This is a genomic window from Lactococcus ileimucosae, assembly GCF_943193185.1.
Classification (GTDB): Bacteria; Bacillota; Bacilli; order Lactobacillales; family Streptococcaceae; genus Lactococcus; species Lactococcus ileimucosae.
Map to the genome: position 1 here is coordinate 64,253 of NZ_CALPDE010000004.1, position 25,219 is coordinate 89,471.

25 protein-coding genes are annotated in these 25,219 nt (G+C 39.5%); 8 read left to right on the plus strand and 17 right to left on the minus strand.

All coding sequences use genetic code 11. The features are described from left to right. Positions 1–57 precede the first annotated feature (57 nt). The 6 genes from NFR51_RS03160 (at position 58) to NFR51_RS03185 (ending at position 4,909) form a co-directional block, all read left to right on the plus strand. A complete protein-coding gene (locus tag NFR51_RS03160; protein WP_251712292.1) occupies positions 58–249 on the plus strand; it encodes a bacteriocin leader domain-containing protein in 192 nt (63 codons plus the stop codon). A gap of 19 nt (positions 250–268) precedes the next feature. Next, positions 269–535, plus strand: a complete 267-nt coding sequence (locus NFR51_RS03165; RefSeq protein ID WP_251712293.1) for a hypothetical protein — start codon at positions 269–271, stop codon at positions 533–535. A 116-nt stretch (positions 536–651) separates the two neighbouring features. Next, complete coding sequence (locus NFR51_RS03170) at positions 652–2,799, plus strand: peptide cleavage/export ABC transporter (protein ID WP_251712294.1); 2,148 nt, start codon at positions 652–654, stop codon at positions 2,797–2,799. 9 nt (positions 2,800–2,808) lie between these two features. After that, on the plus strand, positions 2,809–4,230 hold the full coding sequence (locus NFR51_RS03175; protein WP_251712295.1) for a bacteriocin secretion accessory protein: 1,422 nt from the start codon (positions 2,809–2,811) through the stop codon (positions 4,228–4,230). A gap of 181 nt (positions 4,231–4,411) precedes the next feature. Continuing rightward, the gene (locus NFR51_RS03180) at positions 4,412–4,603 is read left to right on the plus strand and encodes a hypothetical protein (RefSeq protein WP_251712296.1); all 192 of its coding nucleotides are present in this window, start codon (positions 4,412–4,414) and stop codon (positions 4,601–4,603) included. A gap of 9 nt (positions 4,604–4,612) precedes the next feature. After that, positions 4,613–4,909 (plus strand): hypothetical protein, encoded by a 297-nt coding sequence (locus NFR51_RS03185; protein WP_251712297.1) that lies wholly within the window; start codon positions 4,613–4,615, stop codon positions 4,907–4,909. 124 nt (positions 4,910–5,033) lie between these two features. Here NFR51_RS03185 and NFR51_RS03190 read toward each other — a convergent pair whose 3' ends face one another. The 14 genes from NFR51_RS03190 to NFR51_RS03255 all read right to left on the minus strand — a co-directional run bounded on the left by NFR51_RS03190 (position 5,034) and on the right by NFR51_RS03255 (position 18,380). After that, complete coding sequence (locus tag NFR51_RS03190; RefSeq protein WP_251712298.1) at positions 5,034–6,689, minus strand: hypothetical protein; 1,656 nt, start codon at positions 6,687–6,689, stop codon at positions 5,034–5,036. Positions 6,690–6,944: 255 nt separating this feature from the next. After that, positions 6,945–7,502 (minus strand): GNAT family N-acetyltransferase, encoded by a 558-nt coding sequence (locus NFR51_RS03195; protein WP_251712299.1) that lies wholly within the window; start codon positions 7,500–7,502, stop codon positions 6,945–6,947. Continuing rightward, positions 7,492–8,382 (minus strand): sensor histidine kinase, encoded by an 891-nt coding sequence (locus NFR51_RS03200; protein ID WP_251712300.1) that lies wholly within the window; start codon positions 8,380–8,382, stop codon positions 7,492–7,494. Before NFR51_RS03200 ends, NFR51_RS03195 begins: the two co-directional genes overlap by 11 nt. Beyond that, positions 8,369–9,025: a response regulator transcription factor gene (locus NFR51_RS03205; protein WP_251712301.1), complete on the minus strand. Its 657-nt coding sequence runs from the start codon at positions 9,023–9,025 to the stop codon at positions 8,369–8,371. Before NFR51_RS03205 ends, NFR51_RS03200 begins: the two co-directional genes overlap by 14 nt. A 359-nt stretch (positions 9,026–9,384) precedes the next feature. Then, on the minus strand, positions 9,385–9,603 hold the full coding sequence (locus tag NFR51_RS03210; protein ID WP_251712302.1) for a hypothetical protein: 219 nt from the start codon (positions 9,601–9,603) through the stop codon (positions 9,385–9,387). After that, positions 9,604–11,571, minus strand: a complete 1,968-nt coding sequence (locus NFR51_RS03215; RefSeq protein ID WP_251712303.1) for an FtsX-like permease family protein — start codon at positions 11,569–11,571, stop codon at positions 9,604–9,606. It abuts the gene before it with no gap. Next, entirely contained in the window at positions 11,564–12,352 is a 789-nt protein-coding gene (locus NFR51_RS03220) for an ABC transporter ATP-binding protein (RefSeq protein WP_251712304.1), read from the minus strand. Before NFR51_RS03220 ends, NFR51_RS03215 begins: the two co-directional genes overlap by 8 nt. A 36-nt stretch (positions 12,353–12,388) precedes the next feature. Then, entirely contained in the window at positions 12,389–12,739 is a 351-nt protein-coding gene (locus NFR51_RS03225; RefSeq protein WP_251712305.1) for a YxeA family protein, read from the minus strand. Positions 12,740–12,868: 129 nt separating this feature from the next. Beyond that, positions 12,869–14,038, minus strand: a complete 1,170-nt coding sequence (gene aroC, locus NFR51_RS03230; protein WP_251712306.1) for a chorismate synthase — start codon at positions 14,036–14,038, stop codon at positions 12,869–12,871. Between the two features lies 1 nt (position 14,039). After that, positions 14,040–14,630 carry a DUF1054 domain-containing protein gene (locus tag NFR51_RS03235; protein WP_251712307.1) on the minus strand — a complete coding sequence of 197 codons (591 nt, stop codon included), beginning with the start codon at positions 14,628–14,630 and terminating at the stop codon, positions 14,040–14,042. Positions 14,631–14,636: 6 nt separating this feature from the next. After that, positions 14,637–15,563, minus strand: a complete 927-nt coding sequence (locus NFR51_RS03240) for a DMT family transporter (protein ID WP_251712308.1) — start codon at positions 15,561–15,563, stop codon at positions 14,637–14,639. Positions 15,564–15,704: 141 nt separating this feature from the next. Beyond that, positions 15,705–16,787 carry a 3-dehydroquinate synthase gene (gene aroB / locus NFR51_RS03245; RefSeq protein WP_251712309.1) on the minus strand — a complete coding sequence of 361 codons (1,083 nt, stop codon included), beginning with the start codon at positions 16,785–16,787 and terminating at the stop codon, positions 15,705–15,707. Continuing rightward, on the minus strand, positions 16,771–17,637 hold the full coding sequence (locus tag NFR51_RS03250; RefSeq protein WP_251712310.1) for a shikimate dehydrogenase: 867 nt from the start codon (positions 17,635–17,637) through the stop codon (positions 16,771–16,773). Before NFR51_RS03250 ends, aroB begins: the two co-directional genes overlap by 17 nt. Positions 17,638–17,723: 86 nt before the next feature. Continuing rightward, entirely contained in the window at positions 17,724–18,380 is a 657-nt protein-coding gene (locus NFR51_RS03255) for a VTT domain-containing protein (protein ID WP_251712311.1), read from the minus strand. Between the two features lie 236 nt (positions 18,381–18,616). Between NFR51_RS03255 and NFR51_RS03260 the strand changes: the two genes are divergently transcribed. Both NFR51_RS03260 and NFR51_RS03265 read left to right on the plus strand, forming a co-directional pair. Further along, positions 18,617–20,761, plus strand: a complete 2,145-nt coding sequence (locus tag NFR51_RS03260) for an amino acid ABC transporter substrate-binding protein/permease (protein ID WP_251712312.1) — start codon at positions 18,617–18,619, stop codon at positions 20,759–20,761. A 13-nt stretch (positions 20,762–20,774) separates the two neighbouring features. Continuing rightward, positions 20,775–21,512 carry an amino acid ABC transporter ATP-binding protein gene (locus NFR51_RS03265; RefSeq protein WP_251712313.1) on the plus strand — a complete coding sequence of 246 codons (738 nt, stop codon included), beginning with the start codon at positions 20,775–20,777 and terminating at the stop codon, positions 21,510–21,512. A 180-nt stretch (positions 21,513–21,692) separates the two neighbouring features. On the opposite strand, the gene NFR51_RS03270 is transcribed toward NFR51_RS03265, so the two are convergent. Genes NFR51_RS03270 through murD form a run of 3 tightly spaced genes read right to left on the minus strand, consistent with a single transcriptional unit; the run spans position 21,693 to position 25,181 of the window. Then, positions 21,693–22,724, minus strand: coding sequence for a cell division protein FtsQ/DivIB (locus NFR51_RS03270; protein ID WP_251712314.1), 1,032 nt, complete (start codon positions 22,722–22,724; stop codon positions 21,693–21,695). After that, entirely contained in the window at positions 22,724–23,818 is a 1,095-nt protein-coding gene (gene murG / locus NFR51_RS03275; protein ID WP_251712315.1) for an undecaprenyldiphospho-muramoylpentapeptide beta-N-acetylglucosaminyltransferase, read from the minus strand. The genes NFR51_RS03270 and murG overlap by 1 nt, the downstream gene beginning before the upstream one ends. A 1-nt stretch (position 23,819) precedes the next feature. Then, entirely contained in the window at positions 23,820–25,181 is a 1,362-nt protein-coding gene (gene murD / locus NFR51_RS03280) for a UDP-N-acetylmuramoyl-L-alanine--D-glutamate ligase (protein ID WP_251712316.1), read from the minus strand. Between the last annotated feature and the right edge of the window lie 38 nt (positions 25,182–25,219).

Sequence of the window (25,219 nt, forward strand, 5' to 3'; positions counted from 1 at the left end):
TAGAATGTGGAGTAGTTTGAGTACAAAGATTTGAATATTTCATAAAAAGGAATAAAAATGGAAAACAAAAATTATACAATGCTTTCAGATAAAGATTTACAAAAAATCGATGGTGGAATTGGTGGTCATCTTGGAAATGCTCTTAATGGACTTGGTACGTGGGCAAAAATGATGAATGATCGAGGTTTTGTTAATCAGTGGGAAGTTTATGCTAACAAAGGAAAGATAAATCAGTATCGTCCATATTAAATGCAAAGGTTAATAAGCTATGAATAAACTTGAAATTATGACTGAACTAGATTACTTGATTCAACAATCACAAATAAGTGAAGCTGAATTAATTGTTTTAAAAGAATTAAAGACAAAGTATCAAAATGATAAGAACATATCTCGTATCGCTCATGGAATTAAATCTTCTTTGACTCCTTTAGCAATACAAGGAAAGTTGTCAAAGGAAAGCCTTGCTTTATTTAAAAAACTTGCTCAAGATAATTTTTGGAATAAAGGAGCTGGGATTAGCCCATTTTCTATGTAAATCTATCTAAACTATAAAAGATGAGAAATATTAGTTCTCATCTTTTATAATGTAAATATTTCTTAAAGTTTCTAAAATGAGGCTTTATGTGAATGAAATAATTATAGAAAGGTACTATGCGTTTTAAAAAGAAATATTATACTGCACAAGTAGATGAAAGAGATTGTGGTTGTGCTGTTCTATCTATGATTCTAAAAACTTATGGGACAGAGCAGTCCCTAGCCTCTCTTCGGCTACTGGCTGGGACAACCATAGAGGGGACTTCTGCTTTAGGTATCAAAAAAACCGCAGAACATTTAGGTTTTAGTGTCCAAGCCCTTCGGGCAGACCATACTCTATTTGACATGAAAGAGATTTCTTATCCTTTTATCGTTCATGTGATTAAAGAACAGAAATATCCTCATTATTATGTTGTTAAACACTCCAACAAAAAATATATCACCATTGCAGATCCTGACCCTACGGTTAAGATAAAAAAGATGAGTTGGGAACAGTTTTATTCAGAATGGACAGGTGTAGCCTTGTTTATTGCTCCACAGCCTGATTACAAACCAATAAAGGAAAAATCAGAGTCCTTGCTTTCTTTTATACCAATCATTGTACGGCAAAAATCGCTTGTTTTTCAGATTATTGCTGCTTCCCTCTTGGTAACCTTGATTAATATTATAGGTTCTTACTATCTTCAAAATATTATTGATGAGTATGTTCCTAATGCTATGATACAAACTTTAGGTATCATTTCTCTTGGCTTAATTGCGATGTACATTATCCAACAACTCCTTAGTTTTGCCCAAACTTTTTTACTTGCCATACTGGGGCAACGTTTAGCTATTGATGTCATTCTTTCTTATATACGTCATGTTTTTCAACTCCCTATGTCCTTTTTCTCTACACGAAGAACGGGAGAGATTACCAGCCGTTTTTCGGATGCCAACTCAATTATAGATGCACTAGCTTCTACTATTCTATCGCTGTTTTTAGATGTTACCATTGTACTTATGACAGGGCTTGTTCTGGGACTTCAGAATATGAAGCTTTTCTTACTCGTATTGTTCTCTATCCCTCTTTATACCCTTATCATCTTTGTTTTTGTTCCTGTGTTTGAAAGACAAAACAATGCAGTTATGCAGGCAAACGCTGTTTTAAATTCTTCAATCATTGAAGATATTAATGGGATAGAAACCCTCAAGTCTCTTGGGAGTGAGGAAGTCCGCTATCAAAAAATAGACCGCGAGTTTACGGATTATATGAAAAAATCCTTCTCCCAACAAAAATCAGAAGCTTATCAAGCTGCCTTAAAATCAGGACTACAACTTATTTTAAATGTCCTAATTTTGTGGTATGGAGCGACACTCGTGATGGATCAAAAAATTACTTTAGGTCAATTAATCACTTTCAATGCCTTGCTTTCTTACTTTATGAATCCTCTCTCTAATATCATCAACTTACAAACAAAACTTCAAGCGGCTCGTGTGGCTAATCATCGATTGAATGAAGTTTACCTGATAGAAAGTGAGTTTGACACAAAAAAGACCGAACTCATGCTTTCTCATTTTGACGTTAAACTTGAAAATATCTCTTACCGCTACGGCTTTGGAAGAGACATTCTCTCCAATATCTCACTAACGATAAAAGAAAATGAGAAAATAACTCTTGTGGGTATGAGCGGTTCAGGGAAAAGTACACTCGTAAAATTGTTAGTAAACTTTTTTGAACCTGCACAAGGTCTTGTCCAACTAGGAGGAGTTGATGTGCAACAGCTTGATAAACATCAACTCAGAAAGCTTGTCAATTATCTTCCACAACAACCGTATATCTTTACAGGAACAATACTTGAGAATTTGACACTAGGAATTGAGGGAGAAATTACTCAAGAAGCACTTTTTCGGGCGGTAGAGACTGCGGAGATTCGAACTGATATTGAACAGATGCAGTTAGGATATCAAACCGAACTCTCCAGTGATGCTACAACACTCTCTGGAGGACAAAAGCAGAGAATTGCCTTGGCACGTGCCCTACTCTCTCCTGCAAAAGTACTTATTTTAGATGAAGCCACCAGTAATCTCGATATGATTACCGAGAAAAAGATTTTGAAAAATCTATTTAAGCTAAACAAAACCATTATTTTTATTGCTCATCGTTTGTCTATTGCGGAAAAGATCGACCGGATTATTGTTATTGAACAAGGTAAAATAATAGAGGAAGGTAACCATTTGGAACTTCTTTCTAAGGGAGGATTCTATGCACAACTTTATAATCAATAGGAGGTTAATGTGTTTGATAAACGCTTACTAGCAAGTTCGGAACTTTATGAAAAAAGATATAAAAATTTCCCCGTATTGCTGATATTTCCTGTCGCGTTTCTTTTTGTGGGGCTGTTTGTTTTTTCTTTCTTTGCTAAAAAAGAATTAATCGTCACTAATATTGCTAGTATTGAACCTCAAAAAGTTATTTCTAACATACAGTCCACAAGCAATAATCCCATTATTGAAAATTATCTGAGTGAGGGGAAAACTGTCCAAGCTAATAGTTTACTTTTAAAATATAATAATGACTCTGACAGTACCCTAATTAAAAATTTAATGAATCAGAAACAAGAGCTGTTAAATAAAAAAGAGCAGCTCCAGCTTCTTTTAAAAAGTCTAACTTCAGGTAAAAATGAGTTTCAAGTAACAGATGCTTATGGGTATGAAAAGACATTTGAGAGCTATGAAGCGCAATCTTCCAGTTTAAGGGAAAACATAAGTAAATCTAACCGAGCTATTGACGATCAAAATAATAATATTTTAAATCAACAGTCTGCAATTAGCCGACAAATTGCAAATGTCAACAACCAAATTGATGCTTATATTGAAATCCAAAATGCAGTTTCTAATAATGGCACTGTCTCCTCCAGAAACCCTTATATAGCTCAATACAATAACTATTTAATTCAAAGAAAAGCTATTGAAAGTCGTGCTCAAAATCAAGAGAAATTAGGAGAAATATCAGGACAGGATATAAATAAGCAAACAGAGAGCTTAAAAGCTCAGTTTCTTGCAGGTATATCTTCAAGCATTGATAGCTTAAGAGAGCAAGTCCAATCTTTTGATGTCCAAATGAGTGGTTTAAATGCGAGCAACAGCTATGACTACAGTCTAAACAGTCAGCTTCTTACACTTAAAACTCAGGCTTTAGCTTCTGCAAATAAGGAATTATCAGACTTTAATAGTGCTTTAACCGACTTGGAAACAAAAATAAGTTTGCAAAAACAAGCGAACAAGTATAATGAAATATTTGCGGAAAAAGAAGGAGTTTTGCATGTTTTACCAAATATCTTAGAAAATAAGACTATACCAGTAGGAACTCCTATCGCACAAATCTATCCCCCACTGAAAAACAAGACTCAAGTCTATCTCGTTTCCTATATTCCAAGCACTCAAATTTCTGGGATTAAGCGAGGTCAAAAGGTTCGTTTTACGATTCAACAGAATCTTCCGAAAACAGAAATTCTAATAGGAACAATCTACCAAATTGACAGTGCCCCAACTCCCTTGAAGAACGGGAATGCTTATAAGGTTTCGGCCTTAGTCACTTTGGATAAAAAAGAGCTTTCTTATATTCGATATGGTCTGGAAGGCAAGTGTGTCGTGATAACAGGTCAAAAGACTTATTTTAACTACTACTTAGATAAAATAAAAGGAGAGTCTTCATAAAGTTGCTTATGTTAAGCAGGATAACACAAATATCCAGAAAATAGTAAAGCATAATTTTTATTTAAATAACTACAGATAAAAAATTTCTAATTTGTCGTGTTTTGTCATTCACCACACTCTTGAAAAACCGCTTACAAAGCGATACAATCTGAATGGTTAAAATATTTAAAAGGAGCGATAAATGGAAAATAAAAAATTCACTATACTCACTGATAATGAATTACAAATTGTTAATGGTAGTGGAAAAGAAACCTTGGCTAATGGAATACTAAGAGTCTATAACTCCATATGGCCTAACCCTACTCCAATTAAACATACGCCTATACATTATTCTTATATGCCTCCATATAATCCTTATGGAAATTATAGATAAGGAGAGATAATGTTAAAAAAAAATAAAAAGACAATAAAAATTTTAGAGGATGAAATTTTAAACGATTTAAAAAGAATTCTTGAAAATACTAATACCACTAATTTCGAAAAAGAAAAAGTTTCTATTGCAATAAACTTAATTGAAAAGGGCACTCCTATATCTAATGTACTGAGACGTCTTCAAATCACATTTGTTGGTAAAACACAAAGTCCAGAAGTCAAGTTATTTAATAAAAATATTACTCAGTATCTTAGAGATAGCCAAATACTAGGAACGGCTTTTATGGGTTCCGCCCTACCTTTGTAGGTTTTATTTTAAGGAAATTGATAGTCCAACAGAAAAACGCTCACTTTCGACATTTTTTGTGTCAAAAGTGGGCGTTTTCGAACTCTGAATTTGAACTTTCGTCCAAAACTTCTGAAAGAAAGCTCTAAGGGGCTTGGTTGATGATGAGAGCGGGGCGTATGGAGTTATTTGCATTCACTTTACCATGTCCACCGCGCAATTGTCCCCTAGCATTCGGACCATAAGAATCACCAGTAACTCGCCAAGCTGCGGCTGATGTCGCCGAGGTACGCAACCACCAAGGTAGAGCATTTCCACTTGTACGCTGTACAAATGTGGGAAAAGCACGGCCTGAACCTGATAAGCGCGCCATATCAGCTAAAGAGAGGGCAAAGGCACGTGGACTCCCACTCGTGTTAACTTGAGTCACATCAGCCGCAACTTCTGGGAAGTCATCGAGATTGGCAGGAATAAAGAGGACACCGCCTGTCCAAGTAAGTTCTACCTGTTGGACTTCCCCTGTCACAAAGTTATCCGTCACTGGTCTTACCATAGCTTGAACTTCTGGCTCAAGGTCATCATACCATTCATCAAGACGAACGTTTTGATCATTCCAAGAAACATTTGCAATCGCATCGTTCCGGATAATCATATGATTCCCAGAACCCATGTTTTCAAGGTAACGGTACTGCTCCCCGGCCATGGTAAAGATACGACCCGGACGCATGGTCGAAAAGTCAAAGGCTGCAGGGGCACTGTCCTCGTTAGGCAATGGGTTTGGTCCGTCATCAAACATCACCCCGTTCTGGATGCCTCTGAGGAAGTCTTCCAGCTCCGCATGGTGTTGCTCCCCGTCATTGAGAAACTCCTCATGCTGGTCAGGACTGACTAAGCCACTCTCGACATGAATCCCATAGTAGTAAAAGCCGTTAAAAACCTTGTCCTCAATGGCAGCTGTCATCTCCGCTGCATCAAGCAGGTAAGAGCTGGCTTGATCACTGTTCAGTCTGTTGGCCCAGTAAGCCCAACCTGTGTTGTGGTCAACTACCCAGAAGTTGCCTATCTTGTCTTCGTTAGGCAAGTTGCTCCACTGGTTCATGGTCATTGGCGCACGGTCCTGTTGTAAGTTCTGAGCGGTTTGGTTGGTCACTTCTTCTCCCGGCCAGATTGGACCACTGTTGTCAAAGTTTTCGTTTGCTGACCAGTAAGCATCGGTTCCATCACCCGGATGTGTCGCGCCGTCTGTGACCGCATCTGTAGCACCGTTCCCTTCGATCCAGTCTCGCGCATGACCAGCCGCTGCTGTTCTTAAGTCCAGGTTGTCATGGTTGAAGGTGGGCATATACCATGGGGCATCTTGACCTGAACGTTCCCAACCGAAGATGAGGCTGGCATACTGGTCAAAGGCATTGGACGGATTATTGTTTGCACGGTCATTGATATTGCCTGCGCTTGGGATCCATGTGGTCCAGTTTTCTACATCGTCACGGCTGGTCCCTGCGACCAGGGGCGTGAAGTTGGCTTCATTACGCTGTCGGGTTTCGAGGAACTCGGACAGGCGTATCCGGGCCATGATTGGCCGTTCGCCGTAGTTTTCCACGAAGACGTCCTTGTTTTCGGTGTCTCGGTTGTAGTAGTCGTGGACACGGCCACCGACATTGATGTCCACTTCATTCAGCCGGTCATTGATGGCCCGTTGGTTGAAGGCTTGGAATGCGAAGGTGCCGCCTACTGCGAGTAACAGGAGCGACAGGACTGCAAGGTTGCGCAGCCGCCGCTGTTTTTTCTTTTCTGGTGTCATAAACTCCTCCTTTGGCGTAACATGTACTTTTGAGTTTTCATTACAACTACATTTCTAATATTACGTTTACTTTCTGAGTCTATAGTATAAAAAAAAAAAAGTCAAATGAAATGAGTGTTTGATGAGAAAAGCGAGAAGAGCTTTCACTTGACCTTGTTTTCAGTTTCCGTAACCAGCGCCCGAAACGCGGACAAAAAAAGCTCTTGCCTGAGCTAGAGCTTCTTAACTTCATGACATTATCAGCAATGAATACTTTTATTTACGCAGTGCTTGATACTCTGCTTTCGTCAGCGCCCAGTAATCGCAAAGTACAGAACGTTTCTCTTTCGCGATGTAAGTATAAACTTGGCCAATCTTACGCATACCTATCTTCTCCATCACACGGCCTGACTTTGGATTTTCTGCATCGTGCTCCGCAGTAATGACTTGCACTTCTAGCTGATTAAAAGCTAAATCTCTAAGGTATGCAGCAGCCTCTGGCATGAGACCTCTTCCCCAGAACTTGCGGTTAAGCACCCAGCCAAAGATAGCTTGATCCCCCTCTAACCTTAAGTCAATGGTACCAATCATTTTCCCACTTTGTTTATCCACTATTCCCCAGCATATTAAACGATTGGGTATAAAATAGTTGACAATACTTTCTTCTGTCATTTCTAAGCTTTTATGCTCCGGAAAGGAAACATAGCGCGCAACTTCTGGATCACTGGCATATTCAAACATATCCTCTTTGTCAGAAAGTTCTATTTTTCTAAAAGCTAATCGCTCCGTTTCAAAAACTTGGAGCTCCGCAAGTGTGATTTGTCTATCTTTCATCTTTTTTCACCTCCACTTTTGTTCCTCTACCAACGTCTGAACTTATTCCAATCGCAAAGTCCAGACGGTCAAAAATAAGTTTTGCCAAATAGAGTCCTAAGCCGGAAGCCTTATAGTGTCCCCGGCCGTTATATCCCGTAAAACCATGCTCAAATATCCGTGGCAGATCCTCAGGTAAAATCCCTATTCCCGTGTCACTTAATTCAATTTTGTTTTCTTCAATAGTGATTGTCAAACTTCCTTCATTTGTATATTTTATCGCATTATTAAGCAGTTGCTCTAGGGCTAGGGCTAGCCATTTTCGGTCAGTAACTACTTCCCAATCTCCCGACAGCGTGACGGATAAGTTTTTCTGGATGAAAAAACTACTGTATTTTTTAAGAAGGTCACGCATGACAAGAGCAACCGAAAATCTCTCAAAGCGAAAGTCTGTCGAAATATTAGATATACGTTGATATTCCAGTAGCATCTTCAGATAATTATCCAAAGCAAAAGTTTGATTTTTTAGCTCTGTTGGATTTATCTCCGTTTGTGCCATTAAATCTATAGCAGCCAGAGGTATCTTCATCTGATGAGACCAGACTTTGAGAATGTCTTCTGTTTCCCTAATGTGCCGCTCCCTCTCCACTAATTTTTCGCTCAAATCAGCCAACTCATGCTTGAGGTCCAGCAAGACTTCCTCCCGCTTTTCCCAGCGAAAATAAGAAGAAAGTAGATAAAGCACAAATACAATTAAGGCCAATATCGTTGCGTTTATGAGTGATTCTATCGGCAGATGCCAGAGTAGAAAATTGCTGACAAAAATAAAGAGCATGAGTAAAAAGACACCAATCTGAGCAATCTTTGTCTGTAGAAATCTCTTTATTTTATTCCAAGGCATAGCCTACACCTCGCTTCGTCACCAGATGTGCGAAACCTATTTCCGCCAGTTTCTTGCGTAAGCGCGCCATCTTCACATTTAAAGTATTGCTATCAATAAATTCATCCGTTTGCCAAAGTTCCTGAAGGATAACTTCCTTGCTGACGACTGCGCCGTTTGCTCTAAAAAGTATACTTAAGATTTTATTTTCTGATGGTGTAAGTTCAACTTGTTTTTCGCCAAACTTTACCCTATTTTCAGATAAAATAAATCCTGCAAATTCTAGTTTTTCTGGCCCTGAAAACTTATAAGAGCGGCGTAAGAGAGCCTTTATCTTTGCCTTCAATATCTCTAACGAAAAAGGCTTTGTTACAAAGTCATCTGCCCCTTGGTTCATGGCGGTCACCTGATTCATATCATCACTCATTGATGAAATAAAGATAATCGGAATTTGGGAAACTTTTCGTAGCTCTGTTGTCCAATAAAATCCATTATAAAAAGGTAAACCGATATCCATCAACACCAAATCTGGCTCTGCTTCCAAGATTTCTTGCTTTACTGCTCGAAAATTTAAAACAGAATGGACCTGAAATTCAGTTTTTAAAGCATTGGTCAACATTTTAACAATTGTTTTGTCATCCTCGACAATAAAAATCTTGGGCATTTCTCCTCCAAAAATATTTTCTATATCTCCTATTCTATAATATATAGTAGGCAAAAAGCAATATGTAAGAACAGCGGACGAAAACTCAACTAGAAAGTGCTACTTATGAAATTTTTAGGTAGCAGCTGAACAAGAGGTTAAAATCTTTTTTGACCTTTTGAAATGAGAGCTGTACGAGTTTTACAGTGCTTTTAAAACCTTGGATGAGTGTGAGTCAAGCATGAATGCCTCTATCTCTCTGAACGTTTCAAAACGAAAAGGACTTAGCCCTATACAGTACAGAACTAAATCCTTTACTCAAATAACTTGCCCAACTTCTTGAGACTCTTAGCTAAACTGGTCTCAATGCAGGAACTCTGTCAGAAAAATGCTGTTAGACCGTAGTAAACCAAACCAACAACGATGAGCAATGAAAGCGTATGTAAACTGACGGATATTTTCTGTAAGAGCTTAATATCTTTACAGTTTTGAATCTTTCTCTGGACAAAACGAAGCCCTGCCCAAGCATACCAGACACAGAAACTAAGAGCAGTGAGTGAGGCTCCGAGAACCAGTAAATAGTAGGGAATTTTTTCCATTTATTTTTTCTCCACAATATTGTAATAAACGCGACTTGTTCCCTTATAGATAAGCCAGTAAATAACGACCAAAGCAGCGATACTTCCTAAGCTTACCCAGAGAATCAATTGGTTATCCATGATGCCAAAGATTTGAATAAGTTTGCTAATCATGATGTAGGCAAAGCTGAAATGTAGAACAGTCATTGCAATTGGAAGTAGGAAAATCATGCTAACTTGTGACTTGATCGTTTTAGCCACTTGTTTTTTCGAAAGCCCTACTTCTTGGAGAATCTTGAACGCACGTTTATCTTGCGTACCTTCAGAAAGCTGTTTGTAATAGATAATCAAAGCTGCACCTAAGATAAAGCTGATACCAAGTACTAAACCTATGAAAACAAATGCACCGATACCTGTTTGCACTTCTTTCAGCTCGGTTGAGCGGAAAGTAAGTGTGCCTTCGTCCTCCTCAAATGCCTTTCTGAGCTTGTCTTGCTCTTGTTCTTGAAGCTCAAAGTTCACCGTCAAAGATGGAGTTATTTGATAAGAGTTCTCTCTCTCGCTGTTTGCCTGATTATAGGCAGCTAGAGCTTGATACAATGCCTCATCATTTGGAAATATAATAAGCATTGGTGTTGTCATGTTCAACATGATTGGATATTTCTTCAAGTCACTCGTTGCCATAATGGTTTTGACTTCATATTGAGTGCCAAACCAGTTGAGTTTTTTTAGATTTGGATAAGCTCCAAAATAATCGAGGACGTTTATCTGCTTGCCTGAAATATCTGCAACTTTTTCATTCAAGTTTTTCAATGTTTGCAAGGTTGTCATTGAGAATCGCAGGGCTGTTTTTTGAGTCGTCAATGGAGAAATACGGAGAGTATCCGTTGCTGCTTTTTGCCCATCAACCATTAAGAAATCCGCGCTTAGAGCTGTCGAAACATTGGAAATTTCAACTCCAGCTTGGTCTGCTTTTTCTTTCAGAGTTTGGACCATTTGAGCAGTTGTTTTTTCTTGGCTGTATAGAACATATCTTCCTTCTTTCGGATAAGCCCGCTCTACTGCTTGAGTGCTTCCCACAAAAATACCAATTGTGACCACTAATGTCACTAAACTCATTGATAAAAGAATCGTGATGTTTGCTAGCCCAACTGCATTGGCTTTCATCCGATAAAGCATAGAACTGATCGTGATAAAGTTTTGCGGTTTATAGTAAGAATTGCGCTTTTTACGCCATTTTAGATACCAAACAGTAAAACTTATATAAAAGAAGTATGTCCCCAGAATAACGACTAAGACCGCAATAAAGAAAGTTGTCAAAGCCTTGATCGGGTTATCGACGCTTACTGCAAGACTATATCCTACAATGAGTAAGAGAAGCCCAATGATAGCCATGAAGATATTTGACTTGGGTTCTTTTTCTCCCTTAGATTCTTCACGCAACAGGTCTAAACTTGAAGATTTCCAAATGATAAATGTTCCTATGACAAGGAGTATAGAGAAGAAAATCAAGAAAATTAATGCAACAGTAAACACAGCTCCTGCTGTAATTGCCAAATCAAACTGATTTTCTCCAATCATATTTATGAAAATAAGGAAAAAGAATTTTGAAAAGGCAATCCCAGCGATTGTACCAATAATTACTATGGCAATGTAACTCAGAACAAGTTCAAAGAAAGAAACGAGTGCTATTTTCTTCTTTCCCAGACCTAAAATATCATAAAGCCCAAACTCACGCGAACGTTGCAGTTGCAAGAAACGATAACTATAGACGAGGATGATGCCCGCAAATATAGCTAAAATCCACATTCCAAAAGTCATCAGTTGTGAAACTGCTGCGCCTCCCTTCATGTGTTCAAGAGAGGGGGACTGTCCGATAGCCACTGTGATAAAGAGCAAAACAAACATTGTCACACTTGCTACGATAAAGGGGGCAAAAGACTTGAAACCTTTCTTCAAATTTTGGACGGCCAGCTTAAAACTAAGCATTGTGTACCACCTCCGTTTCACTTGGACCTACCGGAGAACCTAAGAATGAAGTCATGGACAGTGTAATTTCCTTTGCAAAGTCTGTTGATGATTTTTCACCTCGATAAAGCTGGTGGTAAAGCATCCCATCTTTAATAAAAAGGACGCGCTTAGCGTGACTCGCTGCCAAACTTGAGTGTGTAACCATGATAATCGTTTGCCCCGCATCATTAATATTCTCAAAAAGTTCAAGCAAACTTTCCGAATTTTTATAGTCTAGAGCTGCTGTAGGCTCATCAGCTAGAACCAAATCTGGTTGCGAAATCAAGGCACGTGCCACAGCCACACGTTGTTGTTGCCCACCTGAGAGCTCAAAAGGCTGTTTTTCTAAGAGGCTCTCAATATTTAGTTTTGGTGCCAAGTTTTCCAAACGTGTCTTCATCTTGCTTACTGGAGCCTTAGACAAAACCAAAGGAAGATAAATATTATCTCTAACAGACAAGGTATCTAAAAGATTGAAATCTTGGAAAACAAATCCAAGATGTTCCCTGCGAAAAGCTGAAATATCCTTGTCTTTAATGGCTGTAATATCACGTCCTGAGAGTAAAACTTGACCGGCTGTAGGTTTTTCCAGGGTAGATAATATGTTCAACAAGGTGGTTTTTCCTGACCCTGACTCACCCATAATCGCAATATATTCGCCTTTTTCCACAGAGAAATCAATATCTGCAAGAGCTGTTGTTTCTTCCTTTGAAAAACGTGTTTTGAAAACTTTTTTGATATGTTTAACTTCTAGTAGCATTTTTTCTCCTCCGTATATCTTGCCTTGATTTTATTTTTAGTTTAACTTCTCTTTTGCTTTACTTGGCAAGTCTTTTTCTTGAACTTCTTCCCAACTTGTTATACCTTTGACTTTGTTATCTGTCAGTTTGAGGTAAGCATTTTTACGTAAGTTATGCTGTGCCGTAAAGAACACTTCTTTTTCGTTTCCTTTTTTATCATAGGAGGTCAGCTTGTATTCATAATTTATAAAACGCTCTCCCGAGTCTGCTTTAATGGTTTTTTCTCTACCATCTTCTGTGATTTTTACATAGCGTTCTGCACCACCATAGCTTGTTTTATACCAACCATAGCCTAAACCACCGATGATTACAACAAATGCAAGTAAACCAATTAGTACTTTTTTCATATTTTTTCCTCTTTCATATTAGGCGTGACTTTTACTTAAGTTTATATCTTTATTCTAGCAAATAATATTTTCTATAAACTTACACTTTTGTAATGAAAAAAAACTAGAGCCTCAATGGTTCTAGTTTTTTCAGAATTTTTTTAAGCGTGCGTTGTACTTTTGAAATGCTTCTTGAAGTTCTCTAAAGCTGTCACTCGAAAATTTATCACAAATCTCCTGAGCTAAGACAGTAGCAATAACGTTTTCCATGACGACTCCTGCCGCTGGTAAGGCTGTAGGATCGGAACGCTCAACACTTGCCTTATAAGGTTCGTGTGTTTCCGTATTTACTGACATAAGAGGCTTATACAAGGTCGGAATAGGCTTCATTACACCTCGAATAATCAAATCTTCGCCGTTTGTCATTCCCCCTTCAAAACCGCCAAGATTATTGCTCTTCCGACTGTAACCCGCTTGTTCCGACCAACAGATTTCATCCATGACCTGACTTCCTTGAAGTCGTCCTGCTTCGAAACCTAAGCCAAATTCGACACCTTTAAAGGCATTGATTGAAACAACGGCTGCTGCAATTTTCGCATCTAATTTTCGGTCGTAATGCACATAAGAGCCCAGACCAGCAGGAACATTTGTCGCACGTACCTCAACTATACCTCCTATTGTGTCCCCCTTCTTTTTTATATCATCAATATAAGCACGAATCTCTGCCGCGCGTGAGGTGTCGACCAGAGATAAGTCATTTGAACCTGCTCTTTCTTTGATTTTCTCTACTGTCAAGTCTGAAAGAGATGCTGTGGTTTCCTTGCCCCCAAAATTGACCACATGATGAGCCAGATCAATGCCTAAATTTTTTAGCAAAGTCTTAGCTACCGCACCAACCGCTACTCTCATGGTCGTTTCACGCGCTGAAGAACGTTCAAGTGTATTGCGCAAGTCATCAAATTCGTACTTCATTCCCCCAACGAGGTCTGCATGACCGGGTCTTGGTTTCGTTAACTTTCGTTGTTTCTTTACGGATGCGTCAACCGCTTCAGGAGCCATAATTTCTGTCCAGTGTGAGAAATCACGATTACTTACATTGAGCGTGAGCGGGCTTCCTAAAGTTTTTCCGTGTCGGAGACCACTCGTAATTTCAACTTGGTCATTCTCAATCTTCATACGTCCGCCCCGTCCATAGCCGCCTTGACGACGCTTAAGTTCAATATTGATGTCCTCAGCTTGCAGAGGAAGTCCTGCAGGAAGCCCCTCAATAATAGCTGTCAATCGCGGTCCATGTGACTCTCCAGCTGTAAAAAACCGCATGTTATTCCTCCATCAATTCTTTGTATATGGGAAGTAGAAGGTCAACCGTTTCAAGCATTTCTTGCAAAATTACTTCGTCTTGCTTCCCATCAAAACGCGAAGCTTCCCAAACTTTACCTATTTCTAATTCTGCCTTTTTTACCTTTTTCAAACGTGTGACCAGTTCTGAAAATTGGCTGGTTTCATAAAAGTTCGGCTGCGTATGATTCTTTGAAAGAACAAAACCAGCTGGCAATGTGCCAAATTGAGTTAATCTATCCGCATAAGCGTGCTGACCTTTTGGCTGATCAATGATTGAAAGGTAAATAAATACATAGTCTTTCCAAATGCCTAACTGAAAATGCGGTTCCATCTTATACCCCCGCTTTTGTCGCCCAATGGCTGACCATGTATTTTCTGGAGCATGGCTGGTACGACGGCGATGCTGAGCAATGTGCAGATAAAAATTCTGCTCTGGAAAGGCTTGACTGATTCTTTCTTTCAATACCTCACCAATCTCCATAAAAACAGGCTGAATCTCTGAGCGCACAGCTTGCATACGGGCCTCTAGACCTTCGATATCAAATACTTCAAATGATTTTTTCCTAAACATATAACCTCACAAAAATTTTATACAAACGATACCCGTCAGCATAATCCCAACACCAATAACTTGTGTTAGGCGTAACGGATAAGTACCTGAACGCCACCAGCCGAACTGTTGAACCAACATTGAACCAACGATTTGCCCTAGAAGAGCCATCATGATACTGAGGCCTGCTCCTATCTTTGGCACTGCCAAAACCGAACCTAAAACGAAGAAAGCCCCCCAGATACCACCTAACATGTTCCATTTTTTTATCTTTCTTAACTCTACTCTTGTGATAAGACGTCGCTCAGTCAGCAAAGTAATAATAAAAATGGCAATTAAACCGATAAAAAAGGACATAAAAGAAGCTTGAATAGGCCTCTGCAATAAAAATCCCAGATGGCCGTTAATTGCTTGCTGAATTGCCATAAATGAGCCGGATATAATTGCCCAGAGTCGCCAGGGCAACAGGTTAGAACTCGGTTCTAACTGTTTTGCTTTGTCATTTAGGCTAGGGAGAACTACGGCAATCAAGAGACCTAATATTGTAATAAGAACTCCCAAAACCCGCATCATGCGCAGAGGAATTTGGACTGCATAAAACCAGCCAAAGCTGTCAATAATAACACCTGTCACTATCTGCCCTAAAATAGGGAAAATAACGGTTTGCACAGCGCCTAATCTCGGAAAGAGAAAAACATTAGACGTGACATAGACCGGACCTAGTAAGCCACCAATCCATATCCAAACTGGATGGGACTGGACAAATTCGGCAGACGGAAACAAGTTCCCCGTTAAAAGTAATGAAGTTGTGCCTAAAAAAACGACCCCAATAATTTGAGAAATTGTTGATGCCCAAAATGGGGAATTAACATTTTTGCGAAGTTCGGCGTTAATCGGGTTTTGGTTTGCTAGTAAAAAACCCGCAAAAAGTGCTATTCCAAGATAGACAAACATTATAATTTTTTGATTATTTTCTCCATTGTATTCTTATTTATGAGAAACAAGCAGTCTTTATAAGCCCTGTTTCCAAAATCTTGGCGAAAGATGAGCCTGTATTAACTCTTTTAGTCAATCTTCATCAACAATGCCCACTCTTCAGAGACTGTCACTGCCTCCTACCTTTAGGTACTCTCGCATTTCTTCTAGGCTTATTTCATGGATTGTGGCACGTCCAATTTCTGGCACAAGTATTGTCTTTATTCTATTGCCCCGTGCCTTCTTGTCATGCACGACTATGTCAAACAAAGCCGTTTCATCCCAAGGCTGATAAGTTTGAGGAAGTTGAAACTTTTGCAGCATTTCTCTGATTTTTTCTGTCATCCCTTTGGGCATAAGCCCTTTACTTTCCGCAACCTTGCTGATTTGGACCATGCCAATAGCAACAGCTTCACCGTGCATAACTTGACCATAGCCCGCCCAAGTTTCTACAGCATGGCCAATGGTGTGACCAAAATTCAAATATAGCCGCGTTCCTTGGTCAAATTGATCTTCCACTACAAGTTTTCGCTTTACTTCACAGGCTGCATGAATAAAGTATTCTGCTTCCTGTAATAATTCTTGAGCATTTTTCAACTTGGATAGACGTTGCCACAGCTCCTTATCTGCGATAAGGGCACACTTCACAATTTCCCCGATGCCTTCACGGAAGTCTCGAGGGGGTAACGTTTTTAAGACTTCTGGATCAATCAGTACACCATCTGGCTGTGCAAAAGTGCCAATCATGTTTTTCGCATAAGCACTATTCACACCAGTTTTTCCACCAATGGAACTGTCAACTTGTGCGGTCAAGCTGGTGGGGATTTGGAGAAAATGAATTCCCCGCATATAAGTACTGGCAGCAAAAGCAGCTAGATCACCAACAACTCCTCCTCCCAAGGCAATAATGCCGTCTGAACGTGTCAGAGATTGTTCAGCACAAAAGTTCCAAAGTCTTTCTACAGTAGCTAAGTTTTTGTTCTCCTCCCCTGCTGGAAATTCAAAAGTAAAAACCTCAAAACCCTCGCGCTCCAAATGGGTTCTTACCCCAGTACCATAGAGCGCATTCACATTATTATCTGTCACGAGGACAATCTTTTGCTTCTTCCAAAGACTGCTGACCCAGTTTCCGACAGAGGATAAACTGCCTTTTTCGATAAGAATGTCATAAGGATTTCGTGGAAAATCAACTTTTAATCTCATTTTTTTCCTCCAATTCCTGTCCTATCTGCCCAATAGGCATTTTCTTTCCTGTCCATAATTCAAAAGAAACTGCTGCTTGATGAAGAAGCATTCCCAAGCCATTTTTCGTTTGGTTACCCTGTGCTTCTGCCCATTTCATCAGGGGCGTTTCCTGTAGCTTGTAAATCGTATCCACCACTAATAGGTGAGGAGGGAGACTGATAGAAGACGAGATAGGCATTGCTTTGTCTAACATACCGACTGGTGTTGCATTGACCAATAAATCTGCTTCAGTAATTTCACATTGCAGACGTGAGGTATCGGCCAAGTCAAAAACGCTGATTATACTTTGTGTTTGGGTTGCTATTTTTTCCAAGCGCTGCTCCAAAGTCTTATAAGAACTGGACCGCCTAGCAAAAACAGTGATTTCTCGCATCCCGAGTAGAAGGGCTTGAACAATAATGGCAAGGGCAGCGCCACCACCACCTATAATTACCATTTTTTTGTCCTTAGGCTCAAAACTTAAGGCATTAAAAAATCCTATACCATCCGTATTATAACCCACCAGCTTCCCGCTGTGATTGACAACAGTATTCACAGCGCCCATCAGGCGTGCTTCCTCCGATAAATCATCTAAAAACTCGATTAGCTTATGCTTATAGGGCATCGAGATGTTGAGACCGTACATGTCCAAAGTTCTAATATTATTTACCGTCTGGCCTAAATATTTCTCATCTTTAAGCTCCCAAGCCAGATATACACCATTTTCGTTCACAAGTTCAAATGCACGATTATGGATAAAGGGTGAGAAGCTGTGTTTGATCGGATAGGCTAAAACTGCCGCCATCCTCGTGTATCCATTTATCTCCATATTTTACCTGTATCTCTTTTTCGTTTTGCCCAATTGCTTTTTAATATAAAAAATAGTATTAGATAACCAATACTATTATAACTTATTTATACTGCTTTGCGTCCTGTGAAAAATCGTTTTGCCACACCAATCATTGCCGGAAGTAAGGATACAGCAACGATAGTTAACATGACCAATTCAAAATTTTTCTTAATAAAGGGAACTTGTCCAAAAAGGAAACCAGCGCCTAAAGCAACAATCACCCAAGAAAATCCACCTAAGAAATTATAGAGGACGAATTTTTTATGTGGCATACGACTGGTTCCTGCTGTGAAGGGAACTACTGTACGAATGATAGGCATAAAGCGCCCAAGGAAGATTGCCCAAGAACCCCATTTGGCAAAGAATTGCTCTGCTTCTTCAATATATTCTGCTTTTAAAAATCTGGATAAGTTTTTGTGTTTGGGAATAACATCTCCAAACCTGCGCCCAATTTCATAGTTAAGAAGATTTGCGAGAAAAGCCAAAGTGCCCATCGTTATAATTAAAAAGGGCATTGATAATTTATTTGGATATAAGGCCGCCATAGAGCCAACAAAAAAGAGAATTGAATCACCTGGTAAAAACGGAAAAATTACTAATCCTGTTTCGACAAAGATAATAGCACCCAAAAGTACATAACCCCAGATGTGAGCCCCGGGCGTATTCAGAAAACTGGAAATCCAATCGTTGAAAAAGCCAAATATTGAAAGTGTGACAAACATGTTTAAAATCTTCTTTCTGTTAAAGTGTTACCGCATTTTTAATTTTACACTAAAAAATCCCCTTTATCAAATTCTCCCTTGTGTACTTTTATAGAAAAAATTATAAATTTCATTTCTTAAGCTTTTTGCATGTCATGTTTTATAACACGGATTATTTTTTTCAAGCCTAATTTGTGGTATACTGGCATGTGTATGATTTGTTTATATAATTAATGAAACTTAGGAGAAATAATGAAATGAAGAAATTATTCTTTACATTATCTTTAATATTCGCCACGCTTACTGGAATGTTCTTTGTGACTGCTGATAAGGCCAGTGCTCAGGAAACCGTGCGTGTCGCAAGTGATAATGCTTACGCCCCTTTTGAATTTCAAGATTCAAATAAAAACTGGGTAGGTATCGATGTAGATATCATGAAAGAAGTTGCAAAAATCAATGATTGGAAGCTCGAAATGACCTTCCCCGGCTTTGATGCTGCTCTTCAAAATTTAAAGGCTGGAAAAGCCGATGCCGTTATTGCAGGGATGTCAATCACTGATGAACGTAAGAAAATTTTTGATTTTTCTGAGCCTTATTATACCTCGGCTATTACTTTGGCTACAACAAAAGCTTCTACGCTTAAGAGCTATGATGAACTTAAAGGCAAGGCTGTCGGTGCTAAAAAAGGAACAGCTGCTTATGATTGGTTGCTAAAGAATCAAGATAAATATGGCTACACCATCAAGACTTATCCTGATGGTGTACACATGTTTTCATCACTGGCTTCAGGAAATATCGTTGGTGCCATGGATGAAGCTCCTGTCATTTCTTATGCCATCAGCCAAGGGCAAGATTTGGCCATTAATCTCCCTTCTTTCTCCCTTCCGGGAGGCTACGGTTTTGCTGTGATGAAGGGTGAAAACTCAAAATTAATTGATGGCTTCAATAAGGCTCTCACTCAAATGAAAGCTAACGGCACTTATGATAAGATCGTTCAGAAGTATACGAGCGGTAAAAAGGCCGTGCCTAAAAAAGACGTTTACACTATCGCCTCCGACAATAGCTTCGCACCTTTCGAATTCCAAAATACGGATAAAAAATTCACCGGAATTGACGTTGACCTGCTCAACGCGATTGCTGAACAACAAGGTTTTAAAATCAAATGGAATCACGTTGGTTTCCAACCTGCCGTAGATGCTGTCCAAGCTGGACATGCAGATGCAATGATAGCTGGTATGTCTATCACTGATGCACGTAAAAAAGTCTTTGATTTTAGTGATCCTTACTTTGACTCCAATCTGACTCTCGCTGTTTCTAAATCTAACGACGATATTAAAACATGGGAAGATTTGAAAGGAAAACAAGTAGGGGCAAAAAATGGTACAGCCTCTTATGACTACCTCACTAAAAATGAAAGCAAATACGGCTATACTCTAAAAACCTTTACTGATGCAACTTCAATGTACTCCTCATTGAAGAACGGTTCAATACAGGCCTTTATGGATGACGAACCCGTAGTTAAATATGCCATCAAGCAAGGGCAGGAATTTAAAACACCTTTTGAAGGTATCCCAACTGGTCAATATGGCTTTGCTGTGAAAAAAGGAACAGATCCTGAGTTGATCGAAATGTTTAACAATGGTCTCTCTTCACTACGTGCTAGCGGAAAATACCAAGAAATTCTTGACAAATATCTGACTTCAAAAGCAGAGACAGCACCTGAGTCGGATACAGAAAGTACAATGTTTGGTATCTTGAAAAACAACTGGAAACAGCTGGCCAAAGGACTCTGGATTACGATTCAACTTGCTCTAGTTTCCTTTGTTTTGGCTATGATTGTAGGTATCATCTTTGGGCTTTTCTCAGCCAGTCCTTCATCAGTTTTGCGTACTATTTCACGTATTTACGTTGACCTTAATCGTTCCATTCCTCTCTTAGTATTGACTATCTTCATTTTCTATGGTATTCCAAACATGTTGCAACTCCTCACAGGTCATCAAAGTCCTCTGAATGAGTTCACTGCTGGTGTTATTGCCTTAACACTTAATGAGTCAGCCTATATTGCTGAAATCGTTCGTGGGGGAATTGCTGCTGTTCCTGCTGGACAAATGGAAGCCAGCCGTTCACTCGGAATTCCTTATGTGAAGACAATGCAAAAAGTAATCTTGCCACAGGCTGTTAAGATTACAATTCCGAGCTTGATTAACCAATTTATTATCACGCTTAAAGATACAACCTTGGTATCTGTTATCGGATTAGTCGAGCTCTTACAAGCTGGTCAAATCATCGTTGCACGTAATTTCCAAGCTTTCCGCGTTTATGGTTTGATTGGTTTGATATACATGATTGTTCTGCTTCTTTTGATGTGGGCTGGACGTCGCATTGAACAAAAAATGAAATAAGGAGATTAAAGATATGTCTGTACAAATCGAAGTCACTGATCTTCACAAAACATATGGTAAAAACGAGGTCCTCAAAGGAATCTCTGCAAAATTCAATAAGGGGGATGTTGTTTGTATCATAGGTCCTTCAGGTTCTGGTAAATCAACTTTTCTGCGCACATTGAATGGCTTAGAAAGTGCCACCAGTGGTGATGTTATTATCAACGGCTACAACCTCACGGATAAAAACACAGATATCAACTTGGTTCGTCAACATGTCGGAATGGTTTTCCAACATTTCAATCTTTTCCCTAATATGACTGTTTTGGAAAATATCATGTACGCGCCCGTTGAGCTTAAGAAACTAACAAAAGACGAAGCCAAAGAAAAAGCACTTCATTTGCTCGAAGCAGTTGGTTTAGAAGAGAAGAAAGATACCATGCCCGAGATGCTCTCAGGAGGGCAGAAACAGCGTGTTGCTATCGCTCGTGCCTTGGCTATGGATCCTGACGTCATGCTCTTTGATGAGCCAACTTCTGCCTTGGACCCTGAAATGGTTGGAGATGTTCTTGATCTTATGCGCCGTATCGCTGACGATGGTATGACAATGCTTATCGTGACACACGAAATGGGGTTTGCACGCAAAGTTGCCAATCGTGTCATGTTCACAGATTCTGGTGTTATCCTTGAAGATGGTAAACCAGAGGATATTTTTGACAATCCACAGCACCCACGTTTACAAGACTTCTTGTCAAAAGTCTTGAACGTTTAAAAATAAAAAACGGTTTTCTTTTAAGGAGAACCGTTTTTCTCTTAGCTTAAAGGGACTAAAAAAGAGGGAGATAAGGGTCTTAAAGATAAAAAAAGTTCAATCACGTGCATAAGAACGCTATGATTGAGCTTTTTTCGTTTTTGACTAAAATCAATATTTTTCTTTTTTTCTCCAATCTCTTTACTGAGCTGTAGTTTCAGCAGTATCCTCTGAGTCCTTTTTCTCTCCCTCAGGATTTTTCAAATCATTGAGATACTCTTCCTTAGATTTGGCGTATATCCCAGCCTCCATATCAATCACTTGAGGAGGTGTAAGCTGACTAGCAACGCTTGGATAGTAGGGCATCTTTTCTGCTATTTGACTCAAGGAAACACGCACCTGGTTACCGTCAGACATCTCTAAGGCAAGGAAATCACTTGTTGCTTTAGTCGGCGCTTTGCTGACCGTAGTAATGAGACTGCGAACTTCGGGTTTCAATTTCATATAAGCTGTAACAAATTTTTCTGTCTCTTGATCTGAAAAACTTTTAAGCAAAGGGTGGTTTGAAAGCTGATCACTTGGAATCTCTTCATCTCTCAGAATATACCCGCTTTCTAAAACTTGATAATTCTTTCCTTTCTGTTCAACATAAGCCACTGTCTGAAACTCAGTTACCCTGGCTTCAACATGATTAGGAAAACTAACTTGTATCTCTACTGCTTTCACACGTGGGAATTCTTGGACAATACTGTTCTCAATTCCTCGGCGATTTCTAATAACACCGTAAATTCTATCCGTTGGTTTTAATTTCGAAGCTTTTACTATTGCTTCAAAAGATTCGTGTTGATTTCCGGAGACAGTAAACTTACCAATCTTACTTATTGGTGATACAGCATAAACAGAAACAATAAAAAGTAAGACAGCCACTAATAGCAAGGGCCACATTTTTTTAAAAACTTCAAAGCTGCCTTCAAAAAAAGAGGGTTTCATTTCTTCTTCAGCAGTTTCAGAAAAATCTTCTGAGTAAGTCATTACTGAGTTATCCCCGTCTTCAACATACTGGGCCTCTGAATCTTGACCTGTGTCTTCTTGATTTTTAGCTGTATCGTCTTCTTTATTCTTCAAAAACTTCCGTTTTTTAGGCTCCTCAGACTTCTCTTGATTTTCAGCAGCTTTACGGCGCTGATATTCCAGATGTTTCTTTTGCCAAGGCGTAAGGTTTTCTTCACTCATTATTTTTCAATTTCTTTCACAAGTTTGTAAAGTCGGTCGCTTGCATCAGGAACTCCTGCTTTTTTACTGGCTTCCGACATGGCTTGATAGAGACTTTCATCAGAAAATATTTCCGAAATGTTTTCCAGCATTGTGTCAGCTGTAAGCTCTGCATCTCTAATCATCTTGGCAGCCCCAATATCAACAAGTGCCTGAGCATTTTTCGTTTGGTGGTCTGCCGTCACATTTGGACTCGGCACAAAGATAGTCGGAAGACCAAGTGCTGTAATTTCCGCAATCGTTGTTGCTCCCGCACGGCACAAAATTAAATCTGATGATGCCAGCACTTCAAGCATGTTTGAAATGTAAGGGCGAATCGCAATGTTTGCATTTTCTTTATATTTAGCAAATTCTGCATAATCTTCATCATAGTAAATCTGTCCTGAAGCGTATACAAGCTGATAGTCTTTTTCTGTAAACTTAGGAAGGGCGGCTTTCACAGCTTCATTGATGGTTTGTGCACCACGTGAACCTCCAAAAATCACCACTGTTTTTTTATCCTTTCTGAGCTTATACTCTGTTTCCAAAATATCTGTTGCTTCTAGACTGGCAACTTCCTGTGCACGAGGATTCCCAGTAAAAACGGTTTTTTCCTCTGGAAAGTAGGGTTTAGCCGCTTCAAAGGCCACCGCAACCTTATCTACGTACTTGCTCAAAAACTTATTTGTTATTCCTGGAATAGAATTCTGTTCATGCACAAGCGTTGGAATCTTAAGCTTGGCTGCAGCATAAAGAACAGGACCCGCGACATATCCTCCTGTACCAATCACCACATCTGGTTCAAAGTCTTTAATAAGCTTCTTGGCATCTGAGGTAGACTTCAAAAATTTATAAAGGGTCTTAAAATTGCTAAGGGAAAAGCTACGGCGGAAGCCTTGTACATCTACTGTCTTAAAGTTGATACCAGCCGCAGGTACAATTTTGCTTTCTAATCCCCGTTCTGTCCCAACATAAAGGATATCCGACTCTGGCTCAATCGTTTTTAGATGATTGATAAAAGCCAAAGCTGGATAGATATGCCCGCCTGTACCGCCTCCAGTTACAATAATTCTCATCTTATTTCAGTTCACCTTTCAATTCTTCAAAAGCTTTGATAAACATGTCTCCACGTTCTTCAAAGGTCTTGTATTGATCCCAGCTGGCACAAGCGGGGCTAAGTAAAATTGTATCGCCGGCTGTTGACTTCTCAAAAATTTCTTTAAGTGCAGTCGCAACATTTTTACTGTGGACTGTTGGAATGTGCAACTGATCCGCAAGCTTTTGAAGTTTAGGGGCAGTTTCTCCAAACACAGCCATTCCTTTAATGCCGGAAAGAGCAGTCACCAACTCGTCAAAGTCGTTTCCCCTATCTAGTCCGCCTGCTAAAAGCCACAGTTTACTGTTTTCAAAACCAGAAAGTGCCCGTTTGGTTGCCAAGATGTTTGTGGCTTTACTGTCATTATAAACTTTACGTCCAGCAATTTCGCCCAAGTATTGCAAACGGTGCTTAACACCCGAAAAGCGCGTTAACACTTTAATGATGGCTTGATTTTTAACACCTGATAGTTTGGCAACAGCTATTGCTGCCAGAGCATTCTCTAGATTATGTTCACCTGGTAGAGACAAAGCTGCAGTTTCCATAATGAATTCATCTCGAAAATACAGTTTACCTTCCAAAGAATAAGCACCATCCACTTTCTGATCCGTAGCAAAAGCTACGACCTGAGCAGCAGTATGTGCCGCCAAAGCGCGGCACTTCTCTTGATTAAAGTTAAGTACCAAATACTCGTCAGCAGTCAAATTTTCTTGAATACGCCATTTGGCTGCTTCATAGGCTTCCTGTGAACCATGATAGTCTAAATGTGACGAGAAAATATTTGTAATCAGAGCAATCTTTGGCTTAAAGTCAATGATTCCCATCAGTTGGAAACTTGAAAGCTCCATGACAAGCGTGTCTTCTGCAGTAGCTGTAGTGGCTACCGCCGAAGCAGGGAAGCCAATGTTTCCAGCTAATTTTGCCGACCGCCCATCAGCATTTAAAATCTCCGCGATGAGCGTTGTTGTCGTTGTTTTCCCATTTGTCCCTGTGATACCGATAATTGGCGCCTCGGAGACAAGGTAAGCCAGCTCAACTTCTGTTAGGACAGGAATTTTTTTGGCTAAGGCTCTTTTAACCATTGGATTATCGTAGCGAATGCCTGGGTTTTTCACCATATAAGCAAAACCTTCGTCCAAAAGTTCAAGAGGATGATCCCCGCAAATGACTTGGATGCCTTCTTTCAACAAGGCTTGGGCTGCTGGATTTTCATCAAAAGCTTTTCCGTCATTTACAGTAACTAAAGCCCCTAATGAATGAAGTAAACGTGCGGCAGCCTCTCCAGACTTTGCCAGTCCAAGGATGAGCACTTTTTTTTGTTCAAAAGTTGTGATTTTTTTCATTGTCCCTATTCTTTCTACGTCCCTCTATTTTACCGCTA